The organism is Modestobacter lapidis (assembly GCF_054780755.1).
Window position 1 is genome coordinate 43,300 of the sequence record NZ_BAAGVS010000025.1, and the last position, 26,835, is coordinate 70,134.

At 74.3% G+C, this 26,835-nt stretch carries 25 protein-coding genes; 10 read left to right on the forward strand and 15 right to left on the reverse strand.

The features are described 5' to 3' along the window. Window positions 1–53 precede the first annotated feature (53 nt). On the forward strand, window positions 54–629 hold the full coding sequence (locus ACYVG5_RS18545) for an NADPH-dependent FMN reductase (protein WP_222048550.1): 576 nt from the start codon (window positions 54–56) through the stop codon (window positions 627–629). On the opposite strand, the gene ACYVG5_RS18550 is transcribed toward ACYVG5_RS18545, so the two are convergent. Further along, window positions 630–1,145: an NUDIX hydrolase gene (locus tag ACYVG5_RS18550; protein WP_246630197.1), complete on the reverse strand. Its 516-nt coding sequence runs from the start codon at window positions 1,143–1,145 to the stop codon at window positions 630–632. It abuts the gene before it with no gap. Window positions 1,146–1,187: 42 nt separating this feature from the next. Between ACYVG5_RS18550 and ACYVG5_RS18555 the strand changes: the two genes are divergently transcribed. After that, entirely contained in the window at window positions 1,188–1,727 is a 540-nt protein-coding gene (locus tag ACYVG5_RS18555; protein WP_222048554.1) for a DnaJ family domain-containing protein, read from the forward strand. Here the strand turns inward: ACYVG5_RS18555 and ACYVG5_RS18560 are convergent. From ACYVG5_RS18560 to ACYVG5_RS18580, 5 genes are read right to left on the reverse strand one after another with little or no spacing between them, the layout of a single operon-like run. After that, on the reverse strand, window positions 1,624–2,334 hold the full coding sequence (locus ACYVG5_RS18560) for an ABC transporter ATP-binding protein (RefSeq protein ID WP_222048556.1): 711 nt from the start codon (window positions 2,332–2,334) through the stop codon (window positions 1,624–1,626). The genes ACYVG5_RS18555 and ACYVG5_RS18560 overlap by 104 nt on opposite strands. Continuing rightward, complete coding sequence (locus ACYVG5_RS18565) at window positions 2,328–3,326, reverse strand: ABC transporter ATP-binding protein (RefSeq protein WP_222048557.1); 999 nt, start codon at window positions 3,324–3,326, stop codon at window positions 2,328–2,330. The genes ACYVG5_RS18560 and ACYVG5_RS18565 overlap by 7 nt, the downstream gene beginning before the upstream one ends. Beyond that, the gene (locus ACYVG5_RS18570) at window positions 3,323–4,150 is read right to left on the reverse strand and encodes an ABC transporter permease (RefSeq protein WP_222048558.1); all 828 of its coding nucleotides are present in this window, start codon (window positions 4,148–4,150) and stop codon (window positions 3,323–3,325) included. Before ACYVG5_RS18570 ends, ACYVG5_RS18565 begins: the two co-directional genes overlap by 4 nt. Beyond that, on the reverse strand, window positions 4,143–5,204 hold the full coding sequence (locus tag ACYVG5_RS18575) for an ABC transporter permease (protein ID WP_246630198.1): 1,062 nt from the start codon (window positions 5,202–5,204) through the stop codon (window positions 4,143–4,145). The genes ACYVG5_RS18570 and ACYVG5_RS18575 overlap by 8 nt, the downstream gene beginning before the upstream one ends. Beyond that, window positions 5,201–6,820, reverse strand: coding sequence for an ABC transporter substrate-binding protein (locus ACYVG5_RS18580; protein ID WP_222048559.1), 1,620 nt, complete (start codon window positions 6,818–6,820; stop codon window positions 5,201–5,203). The genes ACYVG5_RS18575 and ACYVG5_RS18580 overlap by 4 nt, the downstream gene beginning before the upstream one ends. A gap of 189 nt (window positions 6,821–7,009) precedes the next feature. Here ACYVG5_RS18580 and ACYVG5_RS18585 point away from each other — a divergent pair, with 189 nt between their 5' ends. Next, on the forward strand, window positions 7,010–7,537 hold the full coding sequence (locus ACYVG5_RS18585) for an antibiotic biosynthesis monooxygenase (RefSeq protein WP_222048560.1): 528 nt from the start codon (window positions 7,010–7,012) through the stop codon (window positions 7,535–7,537). Window positions 7,538–7,567: 30 nt separating this feature from the next. Here ACYVG5_RS18585 and ACYVG5_RS18590 read toward each other — a convergent pair whose 3' ends face one another. After that, window positions 7,568–7,981: a MarR family winged helix-turn-helix transcriptional regulator gene (locus tag ACYVG5_RS18590; RefSeq protein WP_222048561.1), complete on the reverse strand. Its 414-nt coding sequence runs from the start codon at window positions 7,979–7,981 to the stop codon at window positions 7,568–7,570. Between the two features lie 91 nt (window positions 7,982–8,072). On the opposite strand from ACYVG5_RS18590, the gene ACYVG5_RS18595 reads away from it, so the two are divergent. From ACYVG5_RS18595 to ACYVG5_RS18605, 3 genes are all read left to right on the forward strand, one after another. Next, a complete protein-coding gene (locus tag ACYVG5_RS18595; RefSeq protein WP_222048636.1) occupies window positions 8,073–9,920 on the forward strand; it encodes an ABC transporter ATP-binding protein in 1,848 nt (615 codons plus the stop codon). 109 nt (window positions 9,921–10,029) lie between these two features. Continuing rightward, complete coding sequence (locus tag ACYVG5_RS18600; protein ID WP_222048562.1) at window positions 10,030–10,941, forward strand: diguanylate cyclase domain-containing protein; 912 nt, start codon at window positions 10,030–10,032, stop codon at window positions 10,939–10,941. A gap of 46 nt (window positions 10,942–10,987) precedes the next feature. Further along, window positions 10,988–12,103, forward strand: a complete 1,116-nt coding sequence (locus ACYVG5_RS18605; RefSeq protein WP_246630201.1) for an alkene reductase — start codon at window positions 10,988–10,990, stop codon at window positions 12,101–12,103. Between the two features lie 285 nt (window positions 12,104–12,388). On the opposite strand, the gene ACYVG5_RS18610 is transcribed toward ACYVG5_RS18605, so the two are convergent. The 5 genes from ACYVG5_RS18610 to ACYVG5_RS18630 all read right to left on the reverse strand — a co-directional run bounded on the left by ACYVG5_RS18610 (window position 12,389) and on the right by ACYVG5_RS18630 (window position 17,947). Beyond that, window positions 12,389–13,144: an SDR family NAD(P)-dependent oxidoreductase gene (locus tag ACYVG5_RS18610; RefSeq protein ID WP_222048563.1), complete on the reverse strand. Its 756-nt coding sequence runs from the start codon at window positions 13,142–13,144 to the stop codon at window positions 12,389–12,391. Next, window positions 13,141–13,911, reverse strand: coding sequence for an SDR family oxidoreductase (locus ACYVG5_RS18615; protein ID WP_222048564.1), 771 nt, complete (start codon window positions 13,909–13,911; stop codon window positions 13,141–13,143). The genes ACYVG5_RS18610 and ACYVG5_RS18615 overlap by 4 nt, the downstream gene beginning before the upstream one ends. Then, window positions 13,908–15,224: an MFS transporter gene (locus tag ACYVG5_RS18620; RefSeq protein WP_222048565.1), complete on the reverse strand. Its 1,317-nt coding sequence runs from the start codon at window positions 15,222–15,224 to the stop codon at window positions 13,908–13,910. The genes ACYVG5_RS18615 and ACYVG5_RS18620 overlap by 4 nt, the downstream gene beginning before the upstream one ends. A 67-nt stretch (window positions 15,225–15,291) precedes the next feature. Further along, window positions 15,292–17,031: an oxidoreductase gene (locus ACYVG5_RS18625; protein ID WP_222048566.1), complete on the reverse strand. Its 1,740-nt coding sequence runs from the start codon at window positions 17,029–17,031 to the stop codon at window positions 15,292–15,294. Continuing rightward, window positions 17,024–17,947, reverse strand: coding sequence for a dihydrodipicolinate synthase family protein (locus tag ACYVG5_RS18630; RefSeq protein WP_222048567.1), 924 nt, complete (start codon window positions 17,945–17,947; stop codon window positions 17,024–17,026). Before ACYVG5_RS18630 ends, ACYVG5_RS18625 begins: the two co-directional genes overlap by 8 nt. Window positions 17,948–18,046: 99 nt before the next feature. Here ACYVG5_RS18630 and ACYVG5_RS18635 point away from each other — a divergent pair, with 99 nt between their 5' ends. Next, the gene (locus ACYVG5_RS18635; protein WP_222048568.1) at window positions 18,047–18,931 is read left to right on the forward strand and encodes a LysR family transcriptional regulator; all 885 of its coding nucleotides are present in this window, start codon (window positions 18,047–18,049) and stop codon (window positions 18,929–18,931) included. A gap of 215 nt (window positions 18,932–19,146) precedes the next feature. Here the strand turns inward: ACYVG5_RS18635 and ACYVG5_RS18640 are convergent, their stop codons facing one another. After that, window positions 19,147–20,379 carry a sensor domain-containing phosphodiesterase gene (locus tag ACYVG5_RS18640; protein ID WP_222048569.1) on the reverse strand — a complete coding sequence of 411 codons (1,233 nt, stop codon included), beginning with the start codon at window positions 20,377–20,379 and terminating at the stop codon, window positions 19,147–19,149. A 238-nt stretch (window positions 20,380–20,617) separates the two neighbouring features. On the opposite strand from ACYVG5_RS18640, the gene ACYVG5_RS18645 reads away from it, so the two are divergent. Next, window positions 20,618–22,393: a SpoIIE family protein phosphatase gene (locus ACYVG5_RS18645; protein WP_222048570.1), complete on the forward strand. Its 1,776-nt coding sequence runs from the start codon at window positions 20,618–20,620 to the stop codon at window positions 22,391–22,393. A 25-nt stretch (window positions 22,394–22,418) separates the two neighbouring features. On the opposite strand, the gene ACYVG5_RS18650 is transcribed toward ACYVG5_RS18645, so the two are convergent. Both ACYVG5_RS18650 and ACYVG5_RS18655 read right to left on the reverse strand, forming a co-directional pair. Continuing rightward, a complete protein-coding gene (locus ACYVG5_RS18650) occupies window positions 22,419–22,625 on the reverse strand; it encodes an SDR family oxidoreductase (protein WP_222048571.1) in 207 nt (68 codons plus the stop codon). Window positions 22,626–22,675: 50 nt separating this feature from the next. Further along, window positions 22,676–23,497: a PHP domain-containing protein gene (locus ACYVG5_RS18655; protein ID WP_222048640.1), complete on the reverse strand. Its 822-nt coding sequence runs from the start codon at window positions 23,495–23,497 to the stop codon at window positions 22,676–22,678. Window positions 23,498–23,577: 80 nt separating this feature from the next. Between ACYVG5_RS18655 and ACYVG5_RS18660 the strand changes: the two genes are divergently transcribed. Both ACYVG5_RS18660 and ACYVG5_RS18665 read left to right on the forward strand, forming a co-directional pair. Beyond that, window positions 23,578–25,821, forward strand: coding sequence for a DEAD/DEAH box helicase (locus ACYVG5_RS18660; RefSeq protein ID WP_222048572.1), 2,244 nt, complete (start codon window positions 23,578–23,580; stop codon window positions 25,819–25,821). Window positions 25,822–25,874: 53 nt separating this feature from the next. Next, window positions 25,875–26,504, forward strand: a complete 630-nt coding sequence (locus ACYVG5_RS18665) for an alpha-ketoglutarate-dependent dioxygenase AlkB (RefSeq protein ID WP_222048573.1) — start codon at window positions 25,875–25,877, stop codon at window positions 26,502–26,504. Window positions 26,505–26,835: the final 331 nt, after the last annotated feature.

A 26,835-nucleotide genomic window follows, 5' to 3' on the forward strand; every position in this document is an offset into this window, starting at 1 on the left:
CTCCTTCCGCGTACGGTTGAGAACTCAACGGAAGTGTGTGCGAGGAGTAGCCCGTGTCCCGTCCCGTCCTGCAGGTGGTCGCCGCCAGCACCCGTCCCGGCCGCAAGGGCATCGCCGTCGCCCGCTGGGTCCAGCGCCTGGCGGAGGAGCACGGCGGCTTCGACGTCGAGCTGGTCGACCTCGCCGAGGTGGGCCTGCCGCTGTTCGACGAGCCGAACCACCCCCGGCTGCAGCAGTACACGCACCAGCACACCAAGGACTGGAGCGCCACGGTCGCCCGTGCCGACGCCTTCGTCTTCGTCACCCCGGAGTACAACCACTCCTTCCCGGCCGCGCTGAAGAACGCGCTGGACTACCTGAACGCCGAGTGGGCGGACAAGGCGGCCGCGCTGGTCTCCTACGGAGGCGTCTCCGCCGGGCTGCGCGCCGCGACCGCGCTCAAGCCGGTGCTCAACGCGCTGCGCATGGTGCCGGTCGTGGAGGCCGCGACGATCCCGTTCGTCCAGCAGTTCCTCACCGACGACGGCGAGTTCGTCGGCAACGCCGAGCTCGAGGGCGGCGCGAAGGCGATGCTCGACGCGCTGCTGCGGCTGGACTCGGTGCTGGCGCCGCTGCGCGCCGCCGACTGATCAGCGGTCGAGGAGCAGCAGGCTGTAGGCGGCCAGCGACGGCCCGTCGGTGAACCGGCCGTCCCGGATCATCGCCTGCAGCCGGCTCCCGGGCACGAAGGCGTGCCGCATGTCCGCCTCGGTGGCCTCGCGGGCGGTCGGGCCGCGGGTCAGCCCGGTGGCTAGCCAGACGTCGAACTCCTGGGTGGACAGGCCGGGTGCCAGGTCGAGGTGGCCCAGGCGCCGCAGCTCGGCGGCGCGCAGGCCGGTCTCCTCGGCGAGCTCGGCGCGGGCCAGTTCCTCCGGCGTCCCGTCCTCCCCGGCTGACCAGGTGCCCTGCGGGAACTCCCACGCACGTCGTCCCAGCGGGTGGCGGAACTGCTCGACCAGCCAGAACCCGTCCCGTTCGGCGGCGATCACCAGCGCGAAGTCCGGCCGCTCCACCACGCCGTAGATGCCGGTGGAGCCGTCCTCGCGGACGACGGCGTCCTCCCGCACGCGGATCCACGGGTTCCGGTAGACCTCTCGGCTGCTCATCGTCCGCACCCGACCTAGCCTGGCAGAGGGAGGAGGACGCCGATGACGCAGCGGAAGCCGACCGGGATGTCGTTCGAGACCTGGGTCGAGCAGCAGATCCGGCGGGCCGGGGACGAGGGTGCCTTCGAGGGGCTGTCGTTGACCGGCAAGCCGCTGCCCCGGCGTGACCGGGAGAAGAGCAGCTACGAGTGGGCGCTGGAGTGGGCCAGGCGCGAGGAAGCCGACGTCGCCGCGATGCTGCCCACCGGCCTGGTGCTGCGCAAGGAGCGGGAGGAGCTTCCCGCGCTGATCGCCCGGCAGACCTCCGAGGTCGCCGTTCGGGCGCTCGTGCAGGCGCACAACGAGCGGGTCGACCAGTACTACCGGCGGCCGGTGGAGGGCGTCTGGATCCCGGTCGGGATGGTCGACCTGGACGACGTGGTCGACGAGTGGCGGCGCAACCGCCCGGCCGTGCCGCCCGGGCCGCCGGCCGCTCCGGTCACCGCGCCGTCCCGGCGGCGCGGGTGGTGGCGACGGGTGGGTGCGCCGGCAGGTGCACGGTGGAATCGGCCCAGACGGCGAGCAGGTCCTCGTCGTGACTGATCGCCACCACCCCCAACGAGCCGGCGCGAACCCGGTCCCGGACCACCCCGACCAGCGCCGCGGTGGTGGAGGCGTCGAGCATGGCCGTCATCTCGTCGCAGACGAGGTACCGGGGCTGCTGGGCCAGCGCCCGGGCGAGGCAGGCCCGCTGCAGCTGGCCGTCGCTCACCTCCGCCGGCCTCCGCTGCAGCAGGTCGCCGGTCAGCCCGACCTCCTCGGCGAGCTCGGCGACCCGGCGGGACCGCGCGGCGGTGTTCCGCCGGCCGGCGGTCGGCGTGCCGCGCACGCGCAGCGGCTCGGCCACGACGTCGGCGAGGGACAGCCGCGGGTCCACCGAGAGCCGGGGCGACTGGAACAGCATGGCCACCGCGGTCCGCGAGGCCCGGGGGACCGCGTACCGGACGCCCGGCGAGCGGTACCCGTCGACGGTGACCGAACCGGCCAGCGGGGCGAGCAGCCGGCCGAGCACCCGGGCGACGGTGGTCTTGCCGCTCCCGCTCGGGCCGGCCAGCCCAACCACCTGCCCGGGCTGCACCGTGAGGTCCAGCCCGCGGACCACCGGCACGCCCGGCTGGTGTCCGGCGTCCATCCGTTCCGCGCTCAGCACGGGCCGGCCTCGAGGGCCCGGCAGCGCACGGACCGGGCGCCGGTGCGGTGCACCACGTCGCCGCCGTCGCACCGGCCGGGCCGGCGGCGGTGCCAGGCGCACCCGGCGGGCAGGTCGGTCAGCTGCGGCGGCTGCCCGGGGATGGGGACCAGCCCGCCCGAGGGCAGGGCGGCCAGCAGTTCCCGGGTGTAGTCGTGTCCCGGGGCGGCCAGGACGTCGGCGGCGGGGCCGCTCTCCAGCAGCCGGCCGGCGTACATGACGGCGACGTCGTCGACCGCGCCGGGGACCCGCCGCAGCGCGCCCAGGTCGTGGGTGATGAGCAGGACGGCGCAGCCCGCGTCGGCGACCTCCCGGAGCAGGCCGAGGGTCCGGTCGACCAGCGGCCGGTCCAGCCCGGCCGTCGGCTCGTCGGCCAGCACCACCTGGGGCTCGCCGGCGAGCGCCAGGGCGACGGCGACCCGCTGGGCCATGCCCCCGGACAGCTCGTGCGGGAACCGGTCGAGGTCTGCCGGTGCCAGGCCGACCCGCTCGGCCAGGGAGTCGGCCCGGACCCGTGCGTCGGTGCCGGGGCAGAGCTCGCGGACCACCTCCTCCAGCTGGGCGCGGGCGCTGCGCACCGGGGTCAGCGAGGTCGCGGCCGACTGCGGGACCAGCGCGATCCGCCGGCCGCGGACCTGCCGGGCCAGCGTGGTGCGGCCGGTGGTGAGCAGGTCCAGCGACCCGGCCGGGCCGGACAGCCCGGCCGCTCCGGTCACCGTGGCGTTGGCCGGCAGCAGCCCGAGCAGCGCCCCGGTCAGCACCGACTTGCCGCAGCCGCTCTCGCCGACCAGTGCCAGCACCCGGCCCGGGTGCAGGTCGAAGGAGACGTCGGTGGCGGCGTGCACCTGCGGGGGGATGCGTCGTCCGCGCGCCCGGCCCAGGGCGAACCGCACGGTCAGCCCGGTGACGGCCAGCGCGGGGAGGCTGGTCGTGGTGATCGTCCCGGTGGTCACCGCAGGGTCGCCCCGCGCCGTGGCGCGCTGATCCGCTGCCGGACGCCGGAGCCCACCGCGGCCACCGCGAGGGTGGTGAGCACGAGGCTGAGCGCGGGGAAGAGCAGCGTCCACCAGCCGCCGAGCAGCAGCGAGCTGCGGGCCTCCTCGAGCAGGGTGCCCAGGCTGGGCCGGTGCGGGGGCAGGCCCAGCCCCAGGAAGCTCAGCGTCGACTCGTGCCAGACGGCGTGCGGCAGCAGCAGCACCGCGGCAACCAGGGCCTGGGGGAGCGCGGCCGGCAGCAGGTGCCGGTGCACCACCCGCCACCGGGACGCGCCGCCGAGCACCGCGGCGTCCACGTGCGGCCGGTCGCGCAGCGAGAGCACCTCGGCGCGCACGATCCGGGCCACCTGGGTCCAGTGGGTGAGCGCGATGGAGGCGACGATCGCGACCAGGCTGCCGCGGAACAGCGCCACCAGCACGATGCCCAGCAGCAGGTGCGGCACGGCGTTGATCCCGTCGACCAGCCGCATGACCAGCCGGTCGACCCAGCCGCCGGCCGCCGCCGAGACCGCGCCGACGACGGCACCCAGCACCGTGGACAGGGCGGCGCACACCACGGCGATCAGCAGGGAGACCCGTAGCCCCGCCGCGGTGCGCACGAACAGGTCGCGGCCGGCGGAATCGGTGCCGAACGGGTGGCCGGGGGAGGGGGCGAGGCGGGCGGCGGAGAAGTCGGTGACCCGGTCATCCACGCCGGCCACCCAGGGCACCAGCGTCGCGTAGGCGACCAGCAGCACCAGCACGCCCACGCCCAGGGGCAGCCGGAGGTCGCGGTCAGCCATCCGCGCGCACCCGCGGGTCCAGCAGCACGGTGGCCACGTCGGCCAGCAGCGAGCCGAGCAGCACCGCGACCGTGGTCAGCAGGGTCAGGACGGCCAGCAGCGGGAAGTCCAGCTCGGTGGCGGAGGTGACCACCGCCTGGGCCAGCCCCGGCCAGCTGAACACCTCCTCGACCAGCACGGCGCCGACCACCAGCTCGGCCAGCCGGGTGCCCAGCACGGTCACGAACGGCAGCAGCGCGGTCGGCAGGGCGTGCCGCAGCACCACCGTCCGCTCGGCCAGCCCCCGGGACCGGGCGCCGGTGACGTGGTCCTCGGCCAGCGAGCCCAGCAGTGACTGCCGCACGCTGAGCAGCAGCCAGGGGAGCTGGGAGAGCGCGAGCACGGTGGCCGGCAGGACCAGGTGGGTGGCGACCTGGCCGGCGGACAGCGCGGCGCCGGCATCGGTGAGCCCGGCGACCGGCAGCCAGGAGAGCCCCACCCCGAAGACGGCGACCGCGCCGAGGGCCACCACGAACGGCGGGGTGCCCTGCAGCAGCAGGCACAGCGGGGTGACCACCCGGTCGACCCAGCCGCCCCGGCGGGCGGCGGCCCAGCTGCCGAGCACCAGCGCGAGGACGACGGCGAGCACGAGGGCGACGCCGACCAGCAGCATCGTCCACGGCAGCCGCTCGGCGACCACCGAGACGACGGGCTGCCCGAACGAGCGGGAGGTGCCCAGGTCGCCGGTGAGCAGATCGCCCAGCCACCCGAGCAGGTGCAGGTACCACGGCCGGTCGGTGCCCAGCTCGTCGGCGATCCGGTCCTGCACGTCCTGGCTGGCGGTCAGGTACCGGTCGCCGAGGTACCCGGCCAGCGGGTCGAACGGGGAGGCGGCGGCGAGGGCGAAGACCCCCACCGCGACACCGAGGACGACCGGGACGGCGAAGGCGAGCCGGCGGACCGCCATCCGGGCCGCCGCCCGCCGGCGGGAGGGCCGCGGCGCCGGGGTCGCCCGGGTCCCGGGCGATGCGGCCGGCGCCGGGTCGCGCCGCAGCGCCGGCGGAGCGGCCGTCATCCGGTGTACCGCCAGTCCCGCAGGTTCCACCACGGACCCCAGCTGACCCCGTGCGCGTGCGGCTCGAGCACCGGCTCGGTGCCGGCCCAGTCGCCGTCCGCCAGGACGTAGACGTGCTCGAGGAAGACCAGCTGGACCGCGGGTGGGTTCGCGACGAACCGCTGCTGGACGGTCCGGTAGGCCGCCGCCCGGGTGGCGGGGTCGGTGCTGCGGCGCGCGGCGTCGAGGGCCGCGTCGACCGCGGGGTCGGCCAGGTCGCCGGGGTTGTCGAAGGGGCCGCCCACGCCGGGTCGGGTGTAGGAGGAGTGCAGGGCGGCGTAGAGCTGGGTGTCGGGGTCGTAGGGAACGTCCCCGCCGCCGAGCAGGCCGGCGTCGACCGGGATGCGCGGTCGGAACTCCGGCCGGGCCACCGCCGCCAGGTCCACCTCGATCCCGACGGCGAGCGCATCGGAGGCGAAGGCCTGGGCCAGGTCGCGGCGCAGCGTCTCCTCGGGGAAGTACATCAGGGTGAACTCCGCGCGCACGCCGTCCCGGACCCGGATCCCGTCGTCCCCGGGCACCCAGCCGGCGGCGCCGAGCCGCGCGCGGGCAGCGTCCGGGTCGTGCCGGAACGCCGCGTCAGGATCGTGCGAGTCGCCGAAGACCGCCGGGACCGGCGTGTAGCTCGGCGTGCCGTGCCCACCGAGGATGTCGGTGACCATCGCCTCCCGGTCGACGGCGGAGTTCAGGGCCAGCCGGATGGCCGGGTCGCCGGTCACCGGATCGCCGGCCGGCAGGGAGACCGAACGGTGGTCGGCGCTGGGGTGGCCCACCACGGTCAGCCCCTCGGCATCGGCCATGGTGTCGGCGATCAGCGGGGGCAGCGTCGTGCCGTCGAACTCCCCGGCGGCCATCCGCTGCGCCCGGGTGTTGTCATCGGGGACGTAGACGACGACGAGCTCCCGCACCTCGGGCTCGCCGCCCCAGTGGTCGGGGTTGGCGGTGTAGACGGTGCGGTCGCCGCGCCGCTCGCTGAGCAGGAACGGACCCGTGCCGATCGGGGCGGTGTTGAGCGCGGACTCCTCGGCCGGGCCCGGCGTCTCCAGCGCCTCGGACGGCGCGATGCCGAGCAGCAGCTTGGTCGGGAACGGCGCGTAGGGGTAGGCCAGCCGGAAGGCGACGGTGCGCTCGTCGACCGCCTCGACGCGGTCGATCATCGCGTAGTTGCCGGCGATCGGGGAGGCCGACGCCGGATCGAGCACGGCCGAGTAGGTGGCGACCACGTCGGCGGCGTCGAACGTCGACCCGTCGGAGAACCGGACGCCGTCGCGCAGCGGGACCGTCCAGGTGGTGGCGGTGCCGTCGTCCCGGGGCAGCTCGGTGGCCAGGGCGGGCTCGAGCTCGGGGAGCCCGGTTCCGCCGCCGAGGCGGACGAGCCCGTCGTAGACCTTCGACGAGCCGGTCTCGCCGTGCCCGCCGACCGGGTTGAAGGGCTCCGGTTCGTAGGCGTCGGCGAGGACCAGGCGCCGGGTGTCCGCGCCGTCGCTCGCCGTGCCGGGTGCGCTGCACGCGCTGAGCGTCGTCAGGACGGCGGCCGTCGCGACCAGCCCCCCGGTGGCGCGGAGGGGGACGTGCACGGGCAACGGGGCTCCCGGGATCGACGGACCACGCGCTAGCTGCGAACGGTAGGCAACAAGCTACCTGTTGCCAGAGCCTGGCAAAAAGGCCGCGTGCGGGTAGCGCCGGGCGCTGGTGGGGTCGGCCTCGCCGATGACTTTTCGTCGTCCCATCGGTCTGGTGCGGCAGGATCGCGCGGAAGGAGCGGGATGATCATCGTCGCCGGGGCGCTGCGGGTGCGCCCGGAGGAACGGGCCGGCTACCTGGCCGGCTGCCGGGCCGTGGTCGAGCAGGCACGGCGGACAGCGGGCTGCCTGGACTTCGCGATCTCCGCCGACCTGCTCGACGACGGGCGGGTCAACGTGTTCGAGCGGTGGCGCAGCCGAGCCGAGCTGGCAGCCTTCCGCGGGTCCGGGCCCGCCGACGACCAGCAGGCGGCGCTGCTCTCGGCCGACGTCGCCGAGTACTGCGTCGACTCGGATGGCGAAGACTCGGGTGGCGAAGGCTCGGGTGGCGCCGACTCGGATGGCGCCGGGTCCGAGGAGCCCGGGACGGCGTTTCCCCGGGACATCGGCCGGCCGGCGAGCCGCGCGCTCGCCGCCGCCGGGTACCGCGCCCCGGCCGACCTGACGGCAGTGTCCGAGCGGGAGCTGCTCGCGCTGCACGGGGTCGGCCCCCGGGCCGTGGAGCGGCTGCGCCGCACCATGGCCGAGCAGGGCCTGGCGTTCCGGCGATGACCCCTCCGACCAGACCCTGACCGCAGTCGGTCAGTCGGTGAGCAGCCGCAGGATCCGTTCGAGCTCGGCCCGATCGGCCGGGGCGAGCCGGTCGAACAGCTCGGTGGAGTCCGCCGTCCGGGCATCGGCGAGCTCGCGCTGGATCCGCCGTCCGGCCTCGGTCGGCCGCAGCACCACCGCGCGCCGGTCCGCCGGGTCGGCTGCCCGCTCCACCAGCCCGCGCTCCTGCAGACCGTCGGCCACCTCGGTCGCCGAGCGGGGGGCGATCCGGAGCGCCTCGGCCAGGTCGGACAGCCGCACCCCGTCGCCCGCGCACACCACCCGCAGGGCGCGGGCCTGGTGCGGCGAGAGGTCCCACGGCGCCAGCGCCTCGCGCCACCGGCGGCGCTGGGTTCGCGCGACCCGCATCAGCAGGTCGCCGAGTGCCGTCCCGTCGTCAGCCACCCGGGAATCGTACCGGTACTCCGCCGGTTACCACACCGTGAGGTAACCTCAGCAAACGGAGACGGAACGAGGTGGTCGGATGGACGGCGGCATGGACCCCGTGGGTCGCGGTGGCGGCGGTGGGGGCGGCGGTGGTCGTTCCGGGGGCCGGCCCGACCCGGCCGACCGGGCGCAGCTCGAGCGCTCGCCGGTCCGCTGGGGCCGGGTGGCGGCGCTGTTCCGGCCCTACCGCTGGCAGCTGGGCGTGGTCGTCGCGCTGATCGTGGCCTCGTCCACCGTCGCGCTGGCCACCCCCTTCCTGATCCGGCTGGTCATCGACGTGGCGCTGCCGGAGCAGGACGTCGGCCTGCTGGCCTGGGCCGTGGCGGGGATGGTGGCGGTCGCGGCGGTCACCGCCGTCCTCGGCGTGGTGCAGACCTGGCTGTCCACCACCGTCGGGCAGCGGGTCATGCACGGCCTGCGGACGGCGGTCTTCACCCACCTGCAGCGCCAGTCGCTGGGCTTCTTCACCCGCACCAAGGGCGGTGAGGTGCAGTCCCGGCTGATGAACGACGTCGGCGGGATGCAGTCGGTGGTCACCTCGACCGCGACCTCGTTCGCCTCGAACGCCACCACCGTCATCGGGACGGTGGTCGCCATGGCCGCGCTGAGCTGGCGGCTGTCGCTGCTGTCCCTCGTCGTCCTGCCCCCGGCGATCATGCTGACCCGCAAGGTGGCCCGGATGCGCCGGACCATCACCGCCCAGCGGCAGCGGCACCTCGCCGACCTGCACTCGCAGGTCGAGGAGGGGCTCAGCGTCAGTGGCGTGCTGCTCGGCAAGACCCTCGGTGCGGGCCCGGCCCAGTCGCAGCGGTTCACCGGCACGTCGCAGGACCTGGTCGGGCTGGAGGTCCGGTCCCAGCTGGCCGGCCGCTGGCGGATGGCCACGATGAGCATCGTCTTCGCCGGTATCCCGGCGCTGATCTACCTGGCCGCCGGGCTGCCCGCGACGTCCGGCGGCATGACCATCGGCACCCTGGTCGCCTTCACCGCACTGCAGGGCAACCTGTTCCGCCCGCTGATGCAGCTGCTGGACATCGGCGTCTCGCTGACCGCGTCGATGGCGCTGTTCAGCCGGGTGTTCGAGTACCTGGACCTGCCGGTCGACATCGACGACCCCCCGCACCCGGCCGCGGTCGACCCCGCCGCCGTCCGCGGCGAGGTCCGCTTCGACGCCGTCGGGTTCCGCTACGACGGCAGCTCCCGCCCCGCGCTGGACGGCGTCGACCTCACCGTGCCCGCCGGCACCACGCTGGCCCTGGTGGGCGAGACCGGGTCGGGCAAGAGCACCCTGGCCTCGCTGGTCGCCCGGCTCAACGACCCGACCACCGGCCGGGTGACCATCGACGGGATCGACGTCCGCGACCTCGCGCTGGCCGATCTGGCCCGCATCGTCGGCGTCGTCTCGCAGGAGACCTACCTGCTGCACGGCACGATCCGGGCGAACCTGCGGCACGCCAAGCCCGACGCCACCGACGCCGAGATGGTCGACGCCGCCCGCCGGGCCCAGGTCCACGACCTCATCGCCGCCCTGCCGGCCGGCTACGACACCGTCGTCGGGGCCCGCGGCCACCGCTTCTCCGGCGGGGAGAAGCAGCGGCTGGCCATCGCCCGCACGCTGCTGCGCGACCCGCGGGTGCTGGTGCTCGACGAGGCCACCAGCGCGCTGGACAACGAGACCGAGCGCGCCGTCCAGGCGGCCCTCGACGAGGCCAGCCGCGGCCGGACGACGATCACCATCGCGCACCGGCTCTCCACCGTCCGGGACGCCGACCGGATCGCCGTCCTCCGTGCGGGGCGGGTGGTCGAGCGGGGCACCCACGAGGAGCTGATCGACCTCGGCGGCCGGTACGCCCGGCTGGCCGGCGCCGCCGAGCGGGACGCGGTCCTCGCGGGCTGAGCGCCCGCCTCCGGTCGCCACGCTGTGACCTGGGCCATAGAGTCATGGGTCCGGCTCCGCGGCGGGGCCGGACGAGGGGGGGCCGCCGGAGAGCAGGGAGCGCGCGCAGATGGTGGGGTACCACCGGGATGCACGTGAGCTCCGGCTGACCGGCCTGGAGTCCGACTTCCTGCAGGCCACCAGCGCGCTGGTCTGCGTCGTCGACCGCGACGGCCGGATCGTCCTGGCCAACCCGGCGCTGCAGCGCTTCACCGGCCGGCCGGCCGAGGAGCTGCACGGCCAGCACTTCTGCGACGTCTACGTCGTCGCGGAGCACGTGGAGCTGGCCAAGGACGCCGTCGCCCGCGCCATGGCGACGGGCGTGGCCCACCCGCAGGAGGGCGACTGGCTGGCGGCCGGTGGGGTGCGCCGGCGCGTCGCCATGCAGAACGACGTGCTGTTCGACGACCTCGGGCGGCCCTGGGCCGTCGCGTGCGTGGGCCTGGACGTGACCGAGCGACGGGGGCAGGAGGAGAGGCTGCACCGGCGGGCGCACACCGACCTGCTGACCGGGCTGGCCAACCGGAGCGCCCTGTTCGAGGCGCTGACCCGGCACCTGGACCCGGCGAGCGGCGGGGGCTGCGGCGTCCTCTTCTGCGACCTCGACGACTTCAAGGTGGTCAACGACCGGCACGGGCACGCCGTCGGCGACCACGTCCTGACGCAGGTGGCGGCGCGCCTGCGGGAGCTCGTGGCGCCGGACGACCTGGTGGCCCGCTTCGGCGGCGACGAGTTCGTGCTGCTCCGCCCGGCCGGGAACCCGGCCGGCCTGCGGGCCCTCGCCGACCAGGTGGTGCAGCGGATCGGCGAGCCGGTGCCCGGGCCGGCAGGCGAGCTGGCCGTCGGCGTGAGCGTCGGGATCGCCACCGCCGGGCCCGGCGAGGCGGCCGACGTGCTCATCGCCCGCGCCGACGAGGCGATGTACGGAGCCAAGACCCAGCAGCGCCGCCGACGACCGCGGTTCGAAGACCCGGCGAGCTGAGCCAGCGACCTGGCGTGACGGCGGTCCCAGTCGGCGCCGTTCCGGAATGGTGGCCGCCGGCCCGGGCCTCGAGCCGGACATGGACCTGTTCTCACCCGTGACCCTCGGTGACCTCGAGCTCGCCAACCGCGTCGTCATGGCCCCGCTCACCCGGATGCGCGCCGGTGCCGCCGGCGTCCCTGGGAACCTGCTCGTCGAGCACTACGAGCAGCGCGCCGGCGTCGGCCTGATCATCACCGAGGGCACCTACCCGAACGCGGAGTCGCAGGCCTACCCCGGCCAGCCGGGCATCGCCGACGACGAGCAGGAGGCCGGCTGGCGGCGCGTCGCCGAGGCGGTGCACGCCCGCGGCGGTCGCATCGTCCTGCAGGTGATGCACGGCGGCCGGGTGTCGCATCCCGACATCACCGGCACCGAGCGGATCGTGGCGCCGTCCGCCGTCGCCATCGACGGCCAGGTGCACACCCCGAACGGCAAGCTGCCCTACCCGGTGCCGCACGCGCTGACCACCGAGGAGGTGCAGGCGGTGCTGGCCGACATCGTGGCCGCGTCGAAGCGCGCCATCGCCGCCGGGCTGGACGGCGTGGAACTGCACAGCGCCAACGGCTACCTGCTGCACGAGTTCCTCTCGCCGGTGTCCAACCAGCGCGAGGACCGCTACGGCGGCAGCGCGGAGAACCGCGCCCGGTTCGGCATCGAGGTGGTGAGGGCGGTCGCCGCGGCGATCGGCGCCGGCAAGGTAGGGCTGCGGATCTCTCCGGCGCACAACATCCTCGACGTCGACGAGACCGAGCCGGCCGACGTGCTGGCCACCTACGGGCACCTGGTCGACGCCCTCCGCCCGCTGGGCCTGGCCTACCTCTCCGTGCTGCACGCCGAGCCCGCCGGTGAACTGGTCCAGGAGCTGCGCCGGCGCTTCGACGGTCCACTGATCGCCAACAGCGGCTTCGGCACGGTCACCACGCGAGCCGAGGCCGTGCGGCTGATCGAGGCCGCCCACGCCGATGCCGTCGCCGTCGGCCGGCCGGTCCTCGCCAATCCGGACCTGGTCGAGCGCTGGGCCGGTGAGCACCCGGAGAACGAGCCGGATCCGGCGACGTTCTACGCCGCCGGTGCGGCCGGGTACACCGACTACCCGGCGCTGGCGCTCAGCCAAGGCTGAGCAGTTCCCGCCACGAGGCCCGGCAGCCGTGGAATCCGCCGTGAGCTGCCGGGCCCTGTCGTGTCACGCCTGCCCGCGCGGCCTCGTCCGCCAGTGCGGCTGCCGGCGTAACCAGTTCCGCCGAAGGCGCTGATCTTCCCCATGCTGGATCCCCTCCGTCGTCGCTGCTCATGCCACCGGAGCGGCTCGTCGCGGGGAAACTGCACCGTCGCGGTCCACATTCCTGGACGTCCGCCCGGCGGAGGGCAGCAGGGTGGCGGCCGGTCCCGCGGAGAGGCCGGCGCGTCAGTCGCGCCGGCCCGGACGGAGCCCGGACATCCCGCCGTCCACGGCCAGTTCTGTGCCCGTCACCGAGGCGGCCTGCGGGCTGGCGAGGTAGGCGATCGCCTGAGCCACCTCGTCCATCGAGACGAGCCGGCCGTTGGGCTGGCGGGCCTGGAGGGCCGCCAGCGCGGCCTCGCGGTCGTCGGCCACGTCCAGCAGCCGGCCGATCCACGGGGTGTCGACGGTGCCGGGGTGCACGCAGTTCACCCGGATGCCCTCCCCGACGTGGTCGACCGCCATCGCGCGGGTGAGCGCGGCCACGGCTCCCTTGCTCGCCGAGTACAGCGCCCGCTCGGGCAGGCCCGCGGTCGCGACGATCGAACCGACGTTGACCACCGCCGCCGCGTCCGAGCGGCGCAGCGCCGGGAGCGCGGCCCGGGTGACGCGGGCCAGTCCGAGGACGTTGACGTCCAGCACGCGTCGCCACTCGTCGAACCCGTTGGCCTCCACCGTGCCGGCCGCCCCGATGCCGGCGTTGTTGACCAGCACGTCGAGCCGGCCGAGCCGCTCGACGGCCTCGGCGACGGCGGCGGCCACCGAGGCGTCGTCGCTGACGTCGCCCCGCAATCGCAGCAGCGGGTCCGGCGCCCCGGACGGGTCGACGTCGAGCACCGCGACCCGCGCCCCCCGGGCGGCCAGCAGCAGCGCCGTTGCCAGACCGATGCCGGATGCCCCGCCGGTGACGAGCGCGGCCCGACCCGCGAAGTCCTCGCTCACGGCAGGGTCTGCCCGCCGTCGACGTGCCACGACTGGCCCGTGACGAACCGCGCCGAGTCGGAGGCGAGCACGATCGCGAGGTCCGCCACGTCCTCGGGGGCGGTCAGCCGGCCCATCGGGATGCCGGTCCGGAACTTCGCCGGGTCGCCGTTGATCTGCCGCTCCGGGCCGATCCCGAGCCGCCGCCACTGCTCGCGTTGCAGCTCGGTGTCGCAGGAGCCCGGGCACAGTGTGTTGACCCGGATCTGCTCCGCGGCCAGCTCCAGGGCCAGGCAGCGGGCCATCATGTCCGTGGCGGCCTTGGACGCGCAGTAGGCCCCCAGGTCCATCCGCGGGGTGCGCGCGCAGTTGGACGTGACCACCACGATCGATCCACCCGCGCGCCGCCGACGCATGTGCCCGGCGGCCGCCCGGACGGCGAGATAGGCGGCGCGGGTGTTGACCGCGAACTGGGCGTCCCAGTCATCGAGGGCGGACGTCGTCAGGTCGCCGGCCCGGAGGATGCCCGCGTTGTTGACGAAGACGTCCGGCGTGCCGAGGGCGTCGACGACGTCGTCCAGCGCGCGGGCCGCCTCGTCCGGCTCGGTGAGGTCGGCGACCACGGGGACGCCACCCAGCTCCGCAGCCAGGGTCTTCGCGCCCTCAGCGTCCTTGTCGATGACCGCGACGGTGGCGCCCGCCCGGGTCAGGGCGGTGGCGATCGCGGCGCCGATGCCGCGCGCGGCACCGGTGACAGCCGCCGTACGACCTTTCAGCACGCCGGTCATGCCCGGACCGACTCGTCGGAGTACCGCGCCCGGATGGTGAGCAGCGACCCCAGGCTGATCAGCGCGATGACAGCGAGCAGCGCGGCCATCGGCCAGGAGGCGTTATCGTAGGTGACCAGCAGGGCGCTGGCCACTAGCGGCACCAGCCCGCCGAGCATGCCGCCGATCTGGTACCCCAGCGACGCCCCGCTGTAGCGGACCTCCGGCGGGAACATCTCCGCGTACAGCGCGGCCTGCGGGCCGTACATCAGCGGGTGCCCCAGCCCCATGATCACGATGATCCCGAGGAAGAGCAGCGGGGTCGAGCCGGACTCGATCATGGCGAACAGCGGGAAGGCGAACAGACCGACGAGGAGGGCGCCCGCGGCGAACACCGGCCGCCGGCCGACCCGGTCGGACAGGGCCCCGAACAGCGGGACGGTGAAGCACATGACCACCGCGGCAACGAGGACAGCGCCGAGGAAGGTCCCGCGGGGGATGCCCAGGTGCGTCGTTGCCCAGGACAGACCCAGCACCGTGACCAGGTAGAAGACGGTGTTGATGATGATGAAGGCGCCGGCGGCGCTGAGGATGCTGCGGGTGTGGCCGGTGATGGCCTCCTTCACCGGCATCCGGGCGGTGTTGCCACTGGCCTCGAGCTGGGCGAAGACCGGCGACTCCATGAGCCGGAGCCGGACCACGAGCCCGACGATGATGAGGACCGAGCTCAGCAGGAACGGCACCCGCCAGCCCCAGGACAGGAACGCCTCGTCGTCGAGGAAGCCGACCGCCGAGAAGGCGGCGGTGGACAGGACGAGCCCGAGCGGGCTGCCGATCTGTGGCCACGAGCCGTAGAAGCCGCGCTTGCCGGGGGGCGCGTGTTCGACAGCCATGAGCACTGCCCCGCCCCACTCGCCGCCGACCGCGACGCCCTGCACGAAGCGCAGCGCCACGATGATGATCGGCGCGAGGATGCCGATCTGCGCGAAGCCGGGCACGAGGCCCATGGCCAGCGTGGCCAGGCCCATCGCCAGCAGTGAGATGACCAGCATCTTCTTTCGGCCAACTCGGTCACCGTAGTGCCCGAACACGGCTCCGCCCAGCGGCCGTGCGGCGAAGCCGACGGCGTACGTCGACAGCGATGCGAGGAGCCCAGCGGCCGGGGAGAAGTTAGGGAAGAAGAGCTGGGGGAACACCAGCGCCGCCGCGGTGCCGTAGATGTAGAAGTCGTACCACTCGACCGTGGTGCCGATGAGGCTGGCGAACGCCACCTTGGTGCTCTGTCGCTGGTCCGTCTTCGGTGGGGCCGGGGGGCTGATCGTCGTGTCCGTCATTGCGATGACCCTTCGTTGGGTGTGTCGGGGGACGTGGGCGTGTCGGGGGACGTAGGTGAGGAGGGGACTACGCCCGGGACCCGGTGGGTGCCGCCGGGAGCGCAGTGGGCTGGAGGGCGGCCTCGAAGGCGGAGGTGACGGCCTCACGAGCCTTGCCGGCGCGGGCGGCGTCGCCGATCACGACGACCTCCGTGCCGGGATCGACGGGCAGTTGCGCGGCGAGTTCGGCACCGCGGCCGGTCCGCAACCGGTAGTAGAGCCAGTCCCGCACGCGCGGTGAGCTGAACAGCCGGTTCGCGACGCGGCCGCGGGCGGCCGGACTGTGCAGCGCGCGGACGACGAGTCCGCGCAGGCCGAACCGGTAGCGCGCGCCGACGGCGACGACGACGACGTCGACGCCGCGCAGGTCGGCGGCCGTCGCCTCCCTGCCGAAGCGGAACCGGACGCCCTTGCGGGTGCAGTCGCGCTCGAGCTCGTCGACGTAGGCGGCGAATGTGGGTTCGGTCGCGGCCACGTCGTTGAACCGCGGGGCGAGGCCGGTGAGCCGGAAGGCCCCACCGGCGCGGTCGGCGCGCTCGAGCACCGTGACGTCGTTGCCCTCGGCGACCAGCGAGGCGTACGAGAGCCCGGCCGGCCCGGCGCCGAGGATGACGATCCGCCGTCCCCTGCTGGCCCGGGCGTCGGCGAACTCGAGTTCCCGGCCGGTCTCCGGGTTGACCACACACGACAGCTGCGCGCCCGAGCGCATGTTGGTGATGCAGTGGTTGCAGGCGAGACAGCGCCGAACGGGCTCGCCGGCCTGCGCCTTGACGACCCACCGGGGGTCGGCGATCAGCGGGCGGCCGAGCGCGACGAGGTCCGTCTGCTCCTCGGCCACCGCGCGGGCCGCGACCTCCGGATCGCCGAGCCGGCCGACGCCGATCACCGGGACGTCGACGGCCTGCTTCATCCGGGCGGCGTAGGGCAGGAAGGTGGCCGGCGGGTACGCCATCGGGGGGATCATGCGTTCGGCAGCGGGCAGCGAGCGGTAGTGCCCCGCGGTCACGCTCACCGCGTCGGCGCCGTCGCGGGCCGCCCAGCGGCCGACCTCGATGCCCTCGTCGGCGGTGAGGCCGCCGGGGAAGAAGTCCTCGACCCCGATGCGGAAGATCACCGGCAGGTCGGGGAGCTCTGCTTTGATCCGGCGCAGGATTCCCAGTCCGAACCGGGCCCGGTTCTCCAGCGAACCTCCGTAGCAGTCATCCCGGGTGTTCTCCATCGGGGACAGGAACTGGGAGATGAGGTAGCCGTGGGCGCCGTGCAACTCGACGACGTCGAAGCCGGCCTGCTGCGCCCGGCGCGCTGCGGCGACGTACGCGGCGATCGTCTGCTCCAGTCGTTCCGGGGTCGCGGCCTCCGGCACCGCCAGCTCGCTCTCGATCTCGAACACCGGCGTGGGGACCGACGAGGGGGCGACCGGCGTCGTGCCCGAGACCACCGAGCGGGCGCGGCTGCCGCCGTGGCCCAGCTGGATCGAGGCGGCCGCACCGGCCGCGTGCAGCTCGTCGACCAGCCTCCGCAGGCCGGGCAGGAAGCAGTCGGCGTAGATGCCGAGCTCCCGGAAGCGGTGCTTTCCGGCGATCTCCGGGGAAGCCATCTCGACGGTCACCAGGCCGACGCCGCCCTCGGCCCGGGCCCGGTAGTAGGCAACCGTGGCGTCGGTGACGTAGCCCTCGTCATCGGCCAGGCGGGTCGTCATCGACGGCAGGACCGTGCGGTTGCGCAGCCGGACCCCGCCGATCGTGATCGGCTCGAAGAGCTCAGCCACGGATGCCTGCCTGGGCCAGGGCGGACCGCAGTGCGGCGCGATCGGCGTCCGGGACGGGCTGCAGCGGCGGGCGGACGTGGGCGGCGTCGATGCGGCCGATCAGCTCCAGTGCGACCTTCATGCGGTTGTGGCCGTCGAGGAACGGGTCGGCGTAGCAGGCCTCGGCGATGGGCCAGATGCGGTCCCAGATGCGCCGCGCCTCCGCCAGGTCCTGCTTGTCCACGGCCCGGAACAGTTCGACCTGCAGGTCGACCACGACGCTGCCGTGGCCGGACAGGATGCCGTCCGCGCCGAGAACCAGCGAGGCCAGCAGCGAGCGGCTGAAGCTGGAGAGCACCGCGATGTCCTTGTCCAGGCTCTTCAGGACCCGGAGGTTGCGTTCGTAGGCGATGATGTCGTTCGACCACTCCTTGACGGCCACGACGTTGTCGATCTCCGTGCAGATCCGGACGAGAGCGTCGGTGCCCAGTCGCAGTCCGGACGTCGTCGGGTAGATGAACGCGATCATCGGCAGGGTCGTGGCCGCGGCGATCTCGGCGTAGTGGCCGAAGGCCATCTCCGGGCGCAGGTTTGCGCCACTCTCGAACACCCCCGAGGGGAAGACGAGCAGGGCGTCGGCGCCGGCTGCCTCGATCGCGGCGGCGATGCGGGCAGCCTTCGCCGAGCCGTCCTGGTAGATGCCGGAGACGACCGGCACCCGGCCGGCTACTTCGTCGAGCACGATGTCGAGCTGGCGGCGCTGCTCGTCGGCGGTCAGGGTCGCGACCTCGGAGGCGTGCGCGTTGGTGGTGATCCCGGTGACACCGTCGACGTCGACGAGGGCTCGCACATGACGGCGGAGGTTGGGCTCGTCGATCTCCAGGTCGGCGGTGAAGGGCAGCAGGTGGGCGGGGATCACGCCGCGGAGCGGGACCATCGGGAACTCCATCTCGTTTGCGTTGTGAGTTGAGCCACGCTAAGTCGGGGCGACGCGGCGGCGGAAATGCCGATCGGTCAGCCCTTATGCTCCTGGCGCATGACAGAGATGCCGGCGGAGCGCGCTCTCGAGCTCAGGCACTTGCGCGCGTTCGTGGCGGTGGCGGAGGAGCGCAACTTCACTCGCGCCGCCGAGCGGATCCAGCTCACGCAGCCGGCCCTCAGCCGGACGATCGCTGCGCTGGAACGGCTGCTGGGGACGTCGCTGGTCTTCCGGAACCGGCGGATCGTCCAGCTGACCCCGGCCGGGAACCGCTTCCTGCCGCACGCGCACCGGGTGCTCGCCGTCCTCGACGAGGCGGTCGGCGCGGTCACCGGCGCCGTGCCGACGCTGCTCGTGGGGTTCACCTGGGGCTCCACCGCTGCCTACACCGGGCCGATCGTGCGGGCCTTCGAGCGGGCGCACCCCGACGTGACCGTCGAGATCCGCCGCTACGACGACCCGCTCGCCGGCCTCGCAGACGGCCGGACCCATGTCGGCTTCCTGCCTGGTGACCCCGGAGACCCGCGGCTGGGCACGCTGGTCCTGGCGGAGGAGCCGCGGGTGGCCGCGCTGCCCGCCGACCACCCACTGGCCGGGCGGGACGAGGTCCTGCTCGCCGACCTTGCGGACGACGCGGTCGTGATCAACGTCGTGTCCGGGACCACGACCCTGGACCTGTGGCGCCCGGCCCGTCGTCCCGTGTCGGTGGTGCGCGTGCGCAACGTCGATGAGTGGATGGAGGCGATTGCCGCCGGCCGCGGGTTCGGCCTCACCCCCGCCTCCACGGGACGCCTGTACACCCACCCCGGGATCTGCTGGCGCCTCGTGGCCGACGCGCCACCCGTGCCGATCACCCTGGCCTGGCCACGGCTGGCACAACACCCCCTGGTGCCCGACTTCGTCGCCATCGCCGGCCGGACGCCCGGTCGGACGGTTCCCTGAGCGACCCGGCGGGCGGTGGACGTCGAGCCGGCGGTGCTGGCGCGTCGCTGGCGTGGTGCCCCGCTCCCACCCTCGACGCGGCGCTGGAGCAGGAGATGGTGCCCTGGCGGGGGACGAAGGACACGATGAAGCCGCAGGTCAGGCCGCGGCCGGCCGACCTGGTCGAGCAGGTGCCGACCGTGCTGCTGGCCCAGCGGCCGGCCGGCGGCTGACCGTCAGGCCTGGGCGTTGACCTGCTCGGTGGCCCGGCGCGGGGTGGGCACCTGCACCGCAGCGTCGGGGTCGACGAGGGCGGCGGCCGGGCCGGGGCGGCCGAACAGCCAGCCCTGCCCGAGGTCGACGCCCAGTGCGCGCAGCATCGCGTGCTCGGCGGGGGTCTCGACGCCCTCGGCGACGACGCGGACGTCGCAGCCGTGGGCGAAGGCGACCAGCGACGAGACGAGCTTGGGGAGCACCGGATCGGTGTCGATGCCGGTGATGATGCTGCGGTCCATCTTGATGACGTCGGGGGAGGTCACGACGATGTGCCGCAGCGAGGAGAACCCCGCGCCGACGTCGTCGATGGCGAGCTGCATGCCGCGGGCCCGCAGCGGCTCGAGGACGGCGGTGAGGACGGCGTAGTCCTCGACCTGGTCGTGCTCGGAGAGCTCCAGGAGGATGCGCGGGAGCGGCAGGCTGCTGAGGAGCTCGAGGCACTCGGGGGTCAGCAGGGTGGCGGGGGAGACGTTCATCGACACGTAGCCGCCGACGGTGGCCAGGTGGGCGGCGGCGCCGCGGAGGGCGAGCAGCTCCAGGTGGTCGCCCGCGCCGATGCTGTGCGCCTCGGCGAAGCAGACGTCGGGGGCCTTGCCCCAGGCCGCCGGGAAGCGGGCGAGCGCCTCGGCGCCGACCCGGACACCGGTGCCGAGGTCGACGATGGGCTGCAGGACGACGGTGGGGCCGCCGTCGGCGAGGACCGGCCCGAGGCGCTGCTCGATCTCGGTGCGCTGCCGCTGGTCGCGCAGGCCCGGCTCGATGATCACCGACGCGGCGCCGGCCAGCACGTCCATCAGGGACTTGTCGCGGGTGGTCAGCTCGGGATCGGAGGTGAAGCCGAAGGCGCAGAGGGTGCCGTAGACACTGCCGTCACTGAGGACGACGGGCGTGGTGACGTAACTGCGGATCCGGGGGATCCTCGCCACCGGCAGGCTCATCGCCAGCGGCGACCTCCGCATGTCCGGCATGACGGCGGGCAGCCGGCCGTCGAGGACGTGCTGGCAGAACGTCGTCTCCTGCTTCTGCGTGATGCCGTCGGAGAAGACGAGCGGGATCGCCGAGTCGACCACCTCGAGGTGCTGCGTCGTCCCGTCCATCCGGCTGAGGAAGGCGACGGACAGCCGCAGCGACTTCCGTGCCGTCTGCAGCAGCTCCGCGATCTGCTGCTCCGACGCCGAGCGTTGCCTGCGCACGTGCCCTCCTCCCGATGGGTTCCCTGGATCGGTGATCGGCAGGGAGCGGGCCGGACCACAGCGTTGTCACCCGCTCGGTTGCCGGCGACTCACCCGGAAGAGGTGGTGCTCGCTCCAGCGGCAGCACCACCCGTCATGGGGCGGTGACTCCGCGTTCGGCGGTGTCCACCGTTTCCTGTCGGTGGGAGATGTCATCATCCTCAGCGGGCGGCGGGGTGCCGCCGGCGGCAGGAGCCGCGTGCAGGGGGGTGCCGGTCTGGACGGGCGGGTGGCCGAGCTGGTGGCGCAGGGAAGGCAGACGGACATGCCGCGTCGCGTGCTGGCCACCGACTGGTCCTCGACGCCGCTGGGTCCCGAGGAGCACTGGCCGGCCTCGGTGCGCCAGGCCATCGCGCTGACCTTGAACTGCCGCTTTCCGATGCTCGTCATGGCCGGCCCCGAACTCGTCATGGTCTACAACGACGGCTACGCGCCGATCCTCGGTGCCCGCCATCCGGAGGCGCTGGGCCGGCGCGTGCCCGAGGTCTGGCCCGACGTGTGGGCCGACATCGAGGGCATGGTGGGCGCCGTCCTCGCCGGCGGCTCCACCTTCGTCGAGGACATGCCGCTGACGATGACGCGCAACGGTTTCGACGAGGAGTGCTACTTCACCTTCTCCTACAGCGCGATCACCGAGCCGGACGGCCGGGTGGCCGGTCTGCTGAACACGGTCGTCGACACCACGTCGCGGGTGCTGGCCGCCCGGCGGATGGCGGTGCTCCAGCAGCTGGGCAGCCTGCCGCGGTCGGTGCACGGCAGCGCCGTCCAGGCCTGCGAGGCGGCCCTCGAGGTGCTCGGCGGAGCCCGCGCCGACTGCCCCTTCGGCCTGGTCTACCTGCTCGGCGACGGCGCCGACCGGCCGCGGCTGGCCGCCGGCTACGGATCGGGAGGTGGCCCGGGGGCCGACGCCGTGCCCGAGCTCTTCCCGCAGGGCATCTGGGACGAGGTCGCCGCCGGCTCGGTGTTCACCGCCACCGGGCTGGCCGACATCGTGCCCGGCCTGTCGCCGGCCGGCGCCGGCTCGGCCGGGGACGACGACGTGCACACCGCCGTGGTGCTCCCGCTGGTCGTGGCCGGCCAGCTCGCCCCGGTGGGCGCGCTGGTCCTCGGCACCAGCCCGCACCTGCCCCTGGACCACGAGTACCGGGTCTTCCTCAGCCTGACCGCCGGGCAGGTCGCCGCCGCGGTGACCGACGCGCAGGCGGTCGAGAACGAGCGGCGCCGGGCCGACGAGCGCGCCGAGCTCGACGGCGCCCGCGCCCAGTTCTTCACCGAGGTCGCGGTCACCCTGCAGCGCGCCGTCCTCGGGCCCATCGCACTGCCCGAGGGGTTCGCCGTCCACTACGAACCCGCCGCCGGGACCCTCGAGGTCGGCGGTGACTGGTACGACGTCGTCGACCTGCCCGGCGGCCGGTACGGGATCGTCGTCGGCGACGTGGTGGGCAGCGGGCTGCCCGCCGCCGCGGTGATGGGCCAGCTGCGCAGCGCCGGCCGGGCACTGCTGCTGGAGAGCAACGCGCCGGCGCACGTGCTCACCGCGCTCGACCGGTTCGCCTCGCTGGTGCCCGGTGCCTCCTGCAGCACGGTGTTCTGCGCCGTCGTCGACCCGGCCGCGGGCACGCTGCGGTACAGCAGCGCCGGCCACGTCCCGGCGATCGTGGTCGACGAGGACGGGCGGGCGCGCTTCCTCGAGGCGGCCGGCTCGCTGCCGCTGGCCGTGCTCGCCGACGTCCGGCGGCCCGAGGCAGAGGTCGTGCTGCCGCCCGGGTCGACGTTGCTGCTCTACACCGACGGCCTGGTGGAGCGGCGCGGGGCGGACCTCGACGTGGGAACGGCACGCGCCGTCGACGTGCTCGCCGACGGCCGTGCCCTGCCCCCGGCCGAGCTGGCCGCCCTGCTGACCGATCAGCTGCTCGACGACGCCCCCGAGGACGACGTCGCCTTCCTGATCTACCGCTGCGCTGGCAGCGGGTAGCCGGGTCACGGGCCGCCGGCGGCGGTCAGCGGGTCAGCGTGCCCAGGTCGACCGGCAGTTGGATGCCCGTGACGTGCCGGGCCTCGTCGGACGCCAGCCAGGCCACGGCGTTGGCCATGTCCTCGGGCTGGGACACCTGGTCCGGCAGCGTCTGCATGAAGATCGGCCCCAGCGTGGCGGCGTACCGCTCCAGCAGCGGGTTCATGTCGTCGACGGTCATGCCGGTGGCCACGCCGTGCGGCCTGGCTGGTGACGTAGCTGCCGGCGCCGATCCGGAGCGGGTTACCGGCGCCAGAAGTCGAACCGGTCGCGGCCGGGGCGGAAGCCGGCCGCCTCCACCACGTCGACCGCCAGGTCGAAGCGCTGACCGACGGCGGCCGGCAGGTGGGCGTCGCTGCCGAAGCTGATCGCCCGCCCGCCCTCCTCGCGGAACCAGCGGACGAGCTCGACCGACCACAGCGGGCTGGTGGTGTTCACCTCCAGGGCCCGGCCGCTGTCGGCCAGCGCCCGGAACACCGCCCGGTACTCCTCCTCGAACACCGCCTCCGGGTACCGGTCGCGGCCACCGGGCCAGTACCGCCGCGGGTAGTCGCAGTGCGCCAGCACCTGGAAGACGTCGCTCTGCTCGATCATCGTGACCATCTCGGCGAGGTACCGCCGCATGGTCTCCACGCCGCCGGCCGCGGTGAGCATCCGGTTCACCCCGATGAGCCGCCCGTCGACGGTCAGCGAGTGCAGCGAGCCGAGGATGCGGTCGACCGGGGAGGTCGTCAGGTGCGCGGCGACGCTGCCGGCGAACAGGTGCGGCTCCCCGGCCTCCACCCCCGACCACACCCGGAGCTCCGGGAAGCGGTCGCGACACTCCCAGATGGTCTCGGCGTAGACGTCGACGTCGATCGGCCGCTGGTTGGCGGGGTGCCGGTCGAACAGGCCGTCGGCGGTCGCCCGGTCGTCGGCGCCCCAGACGGTGAAGTCGAGATGCTCGGTGAAGGCGACGGCGGGCAGGCCGATCCGGACGGCCTCCGCGCAGGCGCGCAGCATCGAGGCCCGGGGACCGGTGTCCCACGAGAACTCGCTGTGCACATGGTTGTCCGGGGGCAGCATCGCCGTCCATCTTCTCCCGTCCTCCACAGGTGCTGCCGGGCGGGCGGGTGCTGTCGGTGGCACCGCCTACGGTCGTCGGCATGAGCAGCATCGCCCCGCCGAGCACCGACCTGGCCGACGAGGCGCTCGGCGTCCTCCGCGAGCTCACCGGCCGGCCCGACGCGGTCTTCCGCGAGGGGCAGGACGCCGCGGTCGCCGCCCTCGTCGAGCGCCGGCAGCGCGCGCTGGTCGTGCAGCGCACCGGCTGGGGCAAGTCGGCCGTCTACTTCGTCTCCACCGCGCTGCTCCGCCGCCGCGGCAGGGGGCCCACCCTGCTGGTCAGCCCCCTGCTGGCGCTGATGCGCGACCAGGTCGCCGCCGCGGCCCGGGCGGGCATCAAGGCCGTGGAGATCTCCAGCTCCAACGTCACCGAGTGGGCGGACATCAACGCCCGGCTGGCCGCCGACGACGTCGACGTGCTGCTGGTCTCCCCCGAGCGGCTGACCAACCCCCGGTTCCGCGACGAGCAGCTCCCGGCGCTGGTCTCCCGCTGCGGCCTGCTCGTCGTCGACGAGGCGCACTGCGTCTCCGACTGGGGCCACGACTTCCGCCCCGACTACCGGCGGATCCGCGACCTGCTCGGTCAGTTGCCGGCCGGCACCCCGGTCCTGGCCACCACCGCGACGGCCAACGAGCGCGTGGTCGCCGACGTCGCCGAGCAGCTCGGTGCCGGCGGGGTCGACGTCACCACCGTGCGCGGCCCGCTGGCCCGCGACTCGCTGCGGCTGGGGGTGCTCCGGCTGGACACCGACCGGGCCCGGCTCGCCTGGCTGGCCGCGCACCTCGGCGACCTGCCCGGCAGCGGCATCGTCTACACGCTGACCGTCGCCGCGGCCGAGGAGGCCGCTGCCCTGCTGCGCGACGCCGGCTACGAGGTGCGGGCCTACACCGGCCGGCTGGACGACGCCGACCGCAAGGACGCCGAGGAGGCGCTGCGGGAGAACCGGGTGAAGGCGCTGGTGGCCACCTCGGCGCTGGGCATGGGCTTCGACAAGCCCGACCTGGGTTTCGTCGTCCACCTGGGGGCGCCGTCGTCCCCGGTGAGCTACTACCAGCAGGTCGGCCGCGCCGGCCGTGCGGTCGAGCACGCCGACGTGCTGCTCCTCCCCGGCCCGGAGGACATCGCGATCTGGCAGTGGTTCGCCACCTCCTCGATGCCCCGGCAGGACCACGCCGCCGCCGTGCTCACCGCGATGGCCGATGGCAAGGCGTGGTCGGTGGCCCGGCTGGAGACGGTCGCCGACGTGCGGCGGTCCCGGTTGGAGCTGTTGCTCAAGGTGCTCGCCGTCGACGGCGCGGTCGAACGGGTGCAGGGCGGCTGGCGCTCCACCGGCCGGCCGTGGGTCTACGACGCCGAGCGGTACGCGCGGGTCACCCGGACACGGGAGGCCGAGCAGCGGGCGATGCTCGGCTACGCCAAGCCGCTGGACTCCGCGGAGTGCCGGATGGCCTTCCTGCAGACCGCGCTGGACGACCCGACGGCGGCGCCGTGCGGCCGGTGCGACGTCTGCGCCGGCCCCTGGTACTCCGCTGACGTCCCGGCCGGCGCCGCAGCGGCGGCCACGGCGCGGCTGGACCGGCCCGGGGTGGAGCTCGCTCCGCGGGCCCAGTGGCCGACCGGCGCCGACCGGCTCGGCGTCGACGTCAAGGGCAAGATCGCCGCCGGTGACCAGATCGAGGTCGGCCGGGCCGTCGCCCGGCTCACCGACCTCGGCTGGGGGCAGCGGCTGCGCACCCTGCTCGGTGACGACGGCGTCGGTGGGGTGGCTACCCTGGCCGAGGACCTCGAGGCGCCCAGCCTGGAGGAGGACCCGGACGCCGCCCTGGACGTGTCCCACCGGGTGATCCGCCCGGGCCTGCCCTCCGACGCCCCGCCGGACGACGAGCTGATCCAGGCCTGCGCCCGGGTGCTCGCGTCCTGGAACTGGGCGCAGCGCCCGGCCGCGGTGATCGCCATGCCCTCCCGACGCCGGCCCGCGCTGGTGACCGGAGTCGCCCAGGGGCTGGCCCGGATGGGCCGGTTGCCCTATCTGGGCGCCCTCGACCTGGCGCACGGCGGGCCTACCGGCGCGCCGGGCGGGAACAGCGCCTTCCGGCTCGCCGGGGTGTGGGGCCGCGTCGTCGTCGGGGACGAGCTCCGGGCTCGGCTTGCCGGGGTGGACGGGCCGGTGCTGCTGGTCGACGACCTCGCCGACTCCCGGTGGACGGTCACCGTGGCCGGGCGGGAGCTGCGCCGGGCCGGCGCAGCCGCGGTGCTGCCGTTCGTGCTGGCCCTCACGGCATGAGGTTGTCCACAGGTTTTCGAACAGCTGTGCGAAACCTGCGCTAGCGTTCGAGCATGTCGCTCGCGCACCAGCCGTCCATGTGGGACGTCGCGGAGAAGGCCTCGCTCACCCCGCTGTCCGGCCGGCTCACCCGGCACGTCCTGTCCCGCGGCGCCTGGGTGGACCACCTGCCCGGCTGGGTGGAGGGATCCGATGCGGTCCTCGACGTGCTGCTGGGCGACATCGGCTGGCGCGCCGATCGCCGGCAGATGTACGACCGGGAGGTCGCCGTTCCGCGCCTGCTGCGGTGGTACGGCGGTGGCGAGCACCTGCCCCACCCCACGCTCACCGACGCCCGGCACGCCCTCGACGCGCACTACCGGCCCGAACTCGGCGAGCCCTTCGTGACCGCCGGCATGTGCCTCTACCGCGACGGCCGGGACAGCGTCGCCTGGCACGGCGACCGCATCGGCCGCAGCCGCACCCAGGACACGATGGTCGCGATCGTCTCCTTCGGTTCGCCGCGGGCGCTGATGCTGCGGCCGGTGGGCGGCGGCGGGAGCCTCCGGTTCACCGTCGGCCACGGCGACCTGGTGGTGATGGGCGGTTCCTGCCAGCGAACCTGGGAGCACTGCATCCCCAAGACGGCCAAGGGCGTCGGGCCTCGGGTGAGCGTGCAGTACCGGCCCCGCGGCGTGGCCTGAGCGACGTCCGCCCTGCTCAGCGCGCCCCCGACGCCCTCGACGAGGCGCCCCCGGGACCCCCCTGCAGCGGCCTCCCGAGGGCGTGTATCGTTCTCCATGCACCAAGCGAGAACGGACCGGGTCGCAAGGCCTGGGAAACCGCCGGATGAACCCCTGAGGTTCGCTGCTGCGGAACTTGGTGTACAGTGGAAAACACCGCCACGAAGAACGGCCGAGCAATTGGTCGGGGAACGTGCGCGTCCGCTCCTTGAGAACTCAACAGCGTGCCGAAAGTCAGTGCCAAGTAACAATTCCCGTTGGTCTGGTCATTCGTGATCGGGTCATTGGGTTC

What these genes read in the sequence shown, in the direction of transcription:
- ACYVG5_RS18665 (WP_222048573.1), top strand. Translation starts at nt 25,875, where the DNA reads ATGTCGCTCGCGCACCAGCCGTCCATGTGGGACGTCGCGGAGAAGGCC.
- ACYVG5_RS18600 (WP_222048562.1), top strand. Translation starts at nt 10,030, where the DNA reads ATGGTGGGGTACCACCGGGATGCACGTGAGCTCCGGCTGACCGGCCTG.
- ACYVG5_RS18575 (WP_246630198.1), bottom strand. Translation starts at nt 5,204, where the DNA reads ATGACGGCCGCTCCGCCGGCGCTGCGGCGCGACCCGGCGCCGGCCGCA.
- ACYVG5_RS18635 (WP_222048568.1), top strand. Translation starts at nt 18,047, where the DNA reads ATGACAGAGATGCCGGCGGAGCGCGCTCTCGAGCTCAGGCACTTGCGC.
- ACYVG5_RS18660 (WP_222048572.1), top strand. Translation starts at nt 23,578, where the DNA reads ATGAGCAGCATCGCCCCGCCGAGCACCGACCTGGCCGACGAGGCGCTC.
- ACYVG5_RS18620 (WP_222048565.1), bottom strand. Translation starts at nt 15,224, where the DNA reads ATGACGGACACGACGATCAGCCCCCCGGCCCCACCGAAGACGGACCAG.
- ACYVG5_RS18630 (WP_222048567.1), bottom strand. Translation starts at nt 17,947, where the DNA reads ATGGTCCCGCTCCGCGGCGTGATCCCCGCCCACCTGCTGCCCTTCACC.
- ACYVG5_RS18555 (WP_222048554.1), top strand. Translation starts at nt 1,188, where the DNA reads ATGACGCAGCGGAAGCCGACCGGGATGTCGTTCGAGACCTGGGTCGAG.
- ACYVG5_RS18605 (WP_246630201.1), top strand. Translation starts at nt 10,988, where the DNA reads ATGGTGGCCGCCGGCCCGGGCCTCGAGCCGGACATGGACCTGTTCTCA.
- ACYVG5_RS18615 (WP_222048564.1), bottom strand. Translation starts at nt 13,911, where the DNA reads ATGACCGGCGTGCTGAAAGGTCGTACGGCGGCTGTCACCGGTGCCGCG.
- ACYVG5_RS18655 (WP_222048640.1), bottom strand. Translation starts at nt 23,497, where the DNA reads ATGCTGCCCCCGGACAACCATGTGCACAGCGAGTTCTCGTGGGACACC.
- ACYVG5_RS18595 (WP_222048636.1), top strand. Translation starts at nt 8,073, where the DNA reads ATGGACCCCGTGGGTCGCGGTGGCGGCGGTGGGGGCGGCGGTGGTCGT.
- ACYVG5_RS18570 (WP_222048558.1), bottom strand. Translation starts at nt 4,150, where the DNA reads ATGGCTGACCGCGACCTCCGGCTGCCCCTGGGCGTGGGCGTGCTGGTG.
- ACYVG5_RS18550 (WP_246630197.1), bottom strand. Translation starts at nt 1,145, where the DNA reads ATGAGCAGCCGAGAGGTCTACCGGAACCCGTGGATCCGCGTGCGGGAG.
- ACYVG5_RS18585 (WP_222048560.1), top strand. Translation starts at nt 7,010, where the DNA reads ATGATCATCGTCGCCGGGGCGCTGCGGGTGCGCCCGGAGGAACGGGCC.